Origin of the sequence: Pseudomonas sp. HMWF006 (assembly GCF_003061205.1) — a bacterium.
Classification (GTDB): Bacteria; Pseudomonadota; Gammaproteobacteria; order Pseudomonadales; family Pseudomonadaceae; genus Aquipseudomonas; species Aquipseudomonas monsensis.
Window position 1 is genome coordinate 564 of the sequence record NZ_QAIU01000460.1, and the last position, 5,957, is coordinate 6,520.

Genomic DNA, 5,957 nt, shown 5'->3' on the forward strand with positions numbered 1-5,957 from the left:
CTGCTGCTGTCCGGCGACAGCTCGCCGATGGTCGCCAGCGTCGCCGCCGAACTGGGCATCGACGAGGCACGCGGTGGCCTGCGCCCGGACGACAAGCTGCAGGTGCTGCAACAGTTGCATAAGGAGGGGCGCAAGGTGTTGATGCTGGGGGATGGCGTCAATGACGTGCCGGTCCTCGCCGCCGCCGACATCAGCGTGGCCATGGGCTCGGCCACCGATCTGGCGAAAACCAGTGCCGACGCGGTGCTTCTGTCCAATCGTCTCGACGCCCTGGTGCAGGCCTTCACACTGGCGCGCCGGACCCGTCGGGTCATCATCGAGAACCTGCTGTGGGCCGCGCTGTACAATGGCCTCATGTTGCCGTTCGCCGCCCTCGGCTGGATCACTCCGGTGTGGGCGGCGGTCGGTATGTCGATCAGTTCGTTGACCGTGGTGCTCAATGCCCTGCGCCTGACTCGTCTGCCGAGTGCGCCGGCCACCCGCCTCACGGCGCAAACCCGTCCGTTGCCGGCCTGAGCCGCGCGGACCTGGAGTACCGATGCCAGCTCTTTACGTGATGATCCCGGCCGCCCTGCTGATCGTGGCCATCGCCGTGTACATCTTCTTCTGGGCGGTGGACAGCGGCCAGTACGACGACCTCGACGGTCCGGCGCACAGCATCCTGTTCGACGATCAGGACCCGAACCATACCGCGGCGGTGGACGAAGCCAACGCGCACAAACCGGACGACAAGGCGCCACCTCATGCTTGAACTGGCGCCCCTGCTGGTGTCGGCACTGATCCTCGGCCTGCTCGGCGGCGGCCATTGCCTGGGGATGTGCGGCGGTTTGATGGGCGCGCTGACGCTGGCGATTCCCAAGGAGCAGCGCAGCCGGCGTTTTCGCTTGCTGCTGGCGTACAACCTTGGACGAATCCTCAGTTACGCAACGGCCGGGTTGCTTATCGGGCTGGCCGGCTGGGCCGTGGCCAATAGTCCTGCCGCGTTGTTTATGCGGGTGCTGGCCGGGTTACTGCTGATCGCGATGGGCTTGTATCTGGCGGGATGGTGGAGCGGCCTCACCCGTATCGAAAGCCTCGGCCGTGGGTTGTGGCGCTACATTCAACCGGTGGCCAACCGCTTGTTGCCGGTGTCGAGCCTGCCTCGTGCACTATTGCTCGGCGCCTTGTGGGGCTGGCTGCCCTGCGGGCTGGTTTACAGCACGTTGCTGTGGTCGGCGAGTCAGGGCAATGCGCTCGACAGTGCGCTGTTGATGCTGGCGTTCGGGCTGGGGACATGGCCAGTGTTGCTCGCCACGGGGCTGGCGGCGGAACGGGTGACCGCGCTGCTGCGCAAGCGCAGCGTGCGCATGGCCGGCGGTTTGCTGGTGATTGTCTTCGGTATCTGGACCTTGCCGGGGCCGCATCAGCATTGGCTCATGGGCCACTGACCTGTGGCGAGGGAGCAAGCGCCCTCACCACAAAAGCGGTGACTCCTCGCACCCGTTGATGCAAATCAAGAGCCCTCTCGCCGCACCTCGATAGACTCGCCACACTGCCAGCCTATCCGGGGGAATGCCCGCATGCTCGACGCCATTCGTTGGGACACTGATCTGATCCGCCGCTACGACCTGGCGGGGCCGCGCTACACCTCGTATCCGACGGCCGTGCAATTTCACAGTCAGGTCGGCACGTTCGATCTGTTCCATGCCCTGCGCGACAGCCGCAAGGCCCTGCGCCCGTTGTCGCTGTATGTGCACGTGCCGTTCTGCGCGAACATTTGCTACTACTGCGCCTGCAACAAGGTCATCACCAAGGATCGCGGCCGTGCCCTGCCGTACCTGCAACGTCTGGAGCAGGAAATCCAGTTGATCGCCTGCCACCTCGACCCGGCACAAAAGGTCGAGCAACTGCACTTTGGTGGCGGCACGCCGACCTTTCTCAGCCACGACGAACTGCGGCAGTTGATGGCGCACCTGCGCAAGCACTTCAATCTGCTGGATGACGACTCGGGCGATTACGGCATCGAAATCGACCCGCGCGAAGCCGACTGGTCGACCATGGGCCTGCTGCGCGAACTGGGGTTCAACCGGGTCAGCATCGGCCTGCAAGACCTCGACCCGGCGGTGCAGCGCGCGGTCAATCGCCTGCAAAGCCTTGAAGAAACCCGTGCAGTGATCGACGCGGCGCGCACCCTGCAGTTTCGCTCGATCAACATCGACCTGATTTATGGCTTGCCGAAGCAGACCCCGGAGAATTTCGCCCGCACGGTCGAGGAAGTCATCAGCCTGCAACCGGACCGGCTCTCGGTGTTCAACTATGCGCACCTGCCGGAACGCTTCATGCCGCAGCGGCGCATCAACGGCAACGAGCTGCCGAGCCCGGCGCAGAAACTGGAAATGCTGCAGCGCACCATCGAACAACTGACCGCCGCCGGTTACCGCTACATCGGCATGGATCACTTTGCCCTGCCCGACGATGAACTGGCGATTGCCCAGGAAGAAGAAACCCTCCAACGCAACTTCCAGGGCTACACCACCCACGGTCACTGCGACCTGATCGGGCTAGGGGTTTCCGCGATCAGTCAGATTGGCGACCTGTACTGCCAGAACAGCAGCGATCTCAGCCACTACCAGAACACCCTCGCCGCCGCGCAACTGGCGACCAGCCGTGGCTTGGTGTGCAACGCCGATGACCGTCTGCGCCGCGCAGTGATTCAGCAGCTGATCTGCAACTTCAGCCTGGTATTCGCCGATATCGAGCAGCCATTCAACATTGATTTCCAAGGCTATTTCGGCGCGCTGTGGCCACAACTGCAAGGCATGGCCGACGATGGCCTGATCAGCCTGCAACGTGAGCGGATCGACGTCCTGCCAGCCGGACGTCTGTTGGTGCGCTCGGTGTGCATGGTCTTCGACGCCTATCTGGAACACCAGAACCGTCAGCGCTTCTCGCGGGTGATTTAGTTTTTCATCAGCAGCGCGGCGGTTTTCATGGTCTGCTCCGGGGTCAGGTTCGACTGGTTCATGACCTTGGACAGGGACAGGTTGGCAGTGATCAAACCGTTGTTCAGTGCCGCGATGGCGCCTTTGAGCGCGGCGAGTTTGGCGAGTTTCACTTCGGTGGACAGGGTCTTGTCGGCCATGACCGCTTTGATCCGCGCATTTTTTTCGGCGATCTGTTGTTGCAACTGGCGGATCATCTTCAGCAATTGCTGAATGTTCTCCGGCAGGCCGCTCTCTTCGATGTCGCGGTTATCGCCGCCGGCGCCGGCGGACTTTTCGATGGCGGCACCGGACAGCGACACTTTGATGCCTTCGACCAAGGTCGGGGTTGCCAATAGCGAGGTGCCGGCCTCCTGTTCGTCGCCGGTCGCGGCTCGCGAGGTGTCCAGCAACGACGCTACGCCACTGCTACCGGGGTTAAGCGTGCCAATGGCGGCCATCGACGGGTTCCTTGTATGCGCGTTGATACCTGATTATCGGCTGCAGGTGCTGCGGCTTTATGGCCGCAGGACAAAGTCGCCTCAGACTGGCCTGAATGTCCTCCCGTGAGTTACCCTTACGGCTTATGTGTGTTTTCCCACAAGGATTAAAGAAATGTCTGAGCCAGTAAAACTGCGCGCTCACAACCAGGCCCATTGCAAGGATTGCAGCCTGGCCCCTCTTTGCCTGCCACTTTCTCTGAATCTGGAAGACATGGATGCGCTGGACGAAATTGTTAAACGCGGTCGCCCGTTGAAAAAAGGCGAGTTCCTGTTCCGCCAGGGCGACACGTTCGATTCCGTTTATGCAGTACGCTCCGGCGCCTTGAAGACCTTCAGCCTGAGCGACACCGGCGAAGAACAGCTGACCGGCTTCCACCTGCCGAGCGAGCTGGTTGGCCTGTCCGGCATGGACACCGAGAAGCACCCGGTGTCCGCCCAGGCGCTGGAAACCACCTCCGTCTGCGAAATTCCTTTCGAACGCCTCGATGAACTGGCCCTGCAACTGCCGCAGTTGCGCCGCCAGTTGATGCGCGTGATGAGCCGGGAAATCCGCGACGATCAGCAAATGATGTTGCTGCTGTCGAAAAAAACCGCCGATGAGCGCATCGCGACGTTCCTGGTCAATCTGTCGGCACGCTTCCGCGCCCGCGGCTTCTCGGCCAATCAGTTCCGCTTGAGCATGTCGCGCAATGAAATCGGCAACTACCTGGGGCTGGCCGTGGAAACAGTCTCGCGGGTGTTCACGCGCTTCCAGCAGAACGAACTGATTGCTGCCGAAGGCAAAGAGATTCATATCCTCGATCCGATCCAGCTCTGCGCCCTGGCCGGCGGCTCGCTCGAAGGCTGATCGCGACCCGCGGCCGAGCGAACCGTTTCAGCCGCGGGTATACTGCGCCGTTTGCAGCCCTGCCAGGACACCTCGACGATGGTCTTCGACTCCTTCGACATCAAATCCTTGATCCGCCCCGTGATCGACTTCCCGAAACCGGGCGTGATCTTTCGCGACATCACCCCGTTGTTCCAGTCGCCAACGGCCCTGCGCCTGGTGATGGACAGCTTCGCCCACCGCTATGTCGAAGCCGACTTCACCCACATCGGCGCGATGGACGCCCGTGGTTTTCTGATCGGTTCGGTACTGGCCTATCAACTGAACAAGCCGCTGGTGCTGTTCCGCAAGCAAGGCAAGCTGCCGGCGGACGTGTTGGCCGAAGGTTATGCGACGGAGTACGGCGAAGCGTTCCTCGAAGTGCATGCCGACAGCCTGTGCGAAGGTGATTCGGTGGTGATGTTCGATGACCTGATCGCCACCGGCGGCACGCTGATTGCGGCGGCCAACCTGATTCGCCGGATGGGGGCGCGGGTGCATGAGGCGGCGGCGATCATTGATTTGCCGGAGCTTGGGGGGTCGCAGCGACTTGAGGACATGGGCATCCCGACGTTCTGCCTGACGCAGTTTGCCCTGACTGACAAGTAAGCGGCGCCCCACTGACGCCATTGCTGGCAAGCCAGCGCCCACAGTGATTTCAGTCGTTCACAAATATTGTGTACGCCCCAAAACCCTGTGGGAGCTGGCTTGCCAGCGATGGCCCAGCGGCTTCACCAACCATTCAAAGCCCCATCTGCTTGCTGATGATTTCGTTCATCACCTCCCGCGTCCCGCCGCCAATCGACAAGATACGGTTATCCCGATACAGCCGCTCCACCAGGCTCTCGCGCATATAACCCAACCCGCCAAGAATCTGCACCGCCTCGGTGGTGATCCGGTCCGACGTGTCCGTGGCAAAGTTTTTCGCCATGGAAATCTCCTTGATCACACTCTGCCCCGCCGCCATCTTCGCCGCCTGCCGATAGGTGAACTCCCGCGAGACCTCCAGCGCCGTGGCCATTTCGGCGAGGCGATGCTTGATCACTTGAAACTTGCCGATCGGTTTACCAAACGCCTCACGCTCGCGCGCCCACTTCAGGGCCTCTTCCAGCGCCAGCTGTGAGGTCATGTTGGCCATCAGGGCCAACGCCAGGCGCTCGCTCTGGAAGTTGCCCATGATGCAGGCGAAGCCCATGTTCTCGGCGCCGATCAGGTTCGCCAGCGGCACGCGACAATCGTCGAAAAACAGTTCAGCCGTGTCCGACGCCCACCAGCCCATTTTCTTCAGTTGGCGGCCAACGGTGAAACCGGGCGTGCCCTTCTCGATCAGCAACAGGCTGATACCGCCGAAACCCGGCGCGCCGGTGCGCACCGCCACGGTGTAGAAATCGGCGCGCACGCCACTGGTAATGAAGGTCTTGCTGCCGCTGACGCGGTAGAACTCGCCGTCACGCACAGCACGGGTTTGCAGGTTGGCGACGTCGGAGCCGCCGCCGGGCTCGGTGATGGCCAGGGCGCTGATTTTCTCGCCGCTGAGCACCTGTGGCACCACGCGATCACGGACTTCAGGCCGCGCCCATTTGACGATCGGCGGCAAGCCGATATCCAGCGAACCCAGCCCCGCCACCA

The 5,957-nt window shown here is 62.2% G+C and carries 8 protein-coding genes; 6 read left to right on the forward strand and 2 right to left on the reverse strand.

Annotation, left to right across the window (positions count from 1 at the left end):
- The 4 genes from DBR24_RS32985 to hemN form a co-directional block, all read left to right on the forward strand.
- The coding region (locus DBR24_RS32985) for an HAD-IC family P-type ATPase (protein WP_256591669.1) at positions 1–516 on the forward strand (516 nt) is incomplete at its 5' end.
- 22 nt (positions 517–538) lie between these two features.
- Complete coding sequence (gene ccoS, locus DBR24_RS19995; protein ID WP_128615624.1) at positions 539–751, forward strand: cbb3-type cytochrome oxidase assembly protein CcoS; 213 nt, start codon at positions 539–541, stop codon at positions 749–751.
- Positions 744–1,427: a sulfite exporter TauE/SafE family protein gene (locus tag DBR24_RS20000; protein WP_123463569.1), complete on the forward strand. Its 684-nt coding sequence runs from the start codon at positions 744–746 to the stop codon at positions 1,425–1,427. The genes ccoS and DBR24_RS20000 overlap by 8 nt, the downstream gene beginning before the upstream one ends.
- A 132-nt stretch (positions 1,428–1,559) precedes the next feature.
- Positions 1,560–2,942, forward strand: coding sequence for an oxygen-independent coproporphyrinogen III oxidase (hemN, locus tag DBR24_RS20005; RefSeq protein ID WP_128615625.1), 1,383 nt, complete (start codon positions 1,560–1,562; stop codon positions 2,940–2,942).
- On the opposite strand, the gene DBR24_RS20010 is transcribed toward hemN, so the two are convergent.
- The gene (locus tag DBR24_RS20010) at positions 2,939–3,421 is read right to left on the reverse strand and encodes a hypothetical protein (RefSeq protein ID WP_123463573.1); all 483 of its coding nucleotides are present in this window, start codon (positions 3,419–3,421) and stop codon (positions 2,939–2,941) included. The two genes, hemN and DBR24_RS20010, sit on opposite strands and share 4 nt — an antisense overlap.
- Before the next feature lie 154 nt (positions 3,422–3,575).
- Here DBR24_RS20010 and fnr point away from each other — a divergent pair, with 154 nt between their 5' ends.
- Both fnr and DBR24_RS20020 read left to right on the forward strand, forming a co-directional pair.
- Positions 3,576–4,310, forward strand: a complete 735-nt coding sequence (gene fnr, locus DBR24_RS20015) for a fumarate/nitrate reduction transcriptional regulator Fnr (protein WP_025110355.1) — start codon at positions 3,576–3,578, stop codon at positions 4,308–4,310.
- Between the two features lie 78 nt (positions 4,311–4,388).
- Positions 4,389–4,937 carry an adenine phosphoribosyltransferase gene (locus DBR24_RS20020; RefSeq protein ID WP_027921719.1) on the forward strand — a complete coding sequence of 183 codons (549 nt, stop codon included), beginning with the start codon at positions 4,389–4,391 and terminating at the stop codon, positions 4,935–4,937.
- Between the two features lie 133 nt (positions 4,938–5,070).
- Here the strand turns inward: DBR24_RS20020 and DBR24_RS20025 are convergent.
- Positions 5,071–5,957 (reverse strand): acyl-CoA dehydrogenase family protein (locus tag DBR24_RS20025; RefSeq protein WP_256591670.1); only part of this gene is annotated, 887 nt, incomplete at its 5' end.

Bases quoted from the DNA above. Each gene is read 5' to 3' on its own strand.
- DBR24_RS20010 (WP_123463573.1), bottom strand. From the start codon at position 3,421: ATGGCCGCCATTGGCACGCTTAACCCCGGTAGCAGTGGCGTAGCGTCG.
- fnr (WP_025110355.1), top strand. From the start codon at position 3,576: ATGTCTGAGCCAGTAAAACTGCGCGCTCACAACCAGGCCCATTGCAAG.
- DBR24_RS20020 (WP_027921719.1), top strand. From the start codon at position 4,389: ATGGTCTTCGACTCCTTCGACATCAAATCCTTGATCCGCCCCGTGATC.
- DBR24_RS20000 (WP_123463569.1), top strand. From the start codon at position 744: ATGCTTGAACTGGCGCCCCTGCTGGTGTCGGCACTGATCCTCGGCCTG.
- hemN (WP_128615625.1), top strand. From the start codon at position 1,560: ATGCTCGACGCCATTCGTTGGGACACTGATCTGATCCGCCGCTACGAC.
- ccoS (WP_128615624.1), top strand. From the start codon at position 539: ATGCCAGCTCTTTACGTGATGATCCCGGCCGCCCTGCTGATCGTGGCC.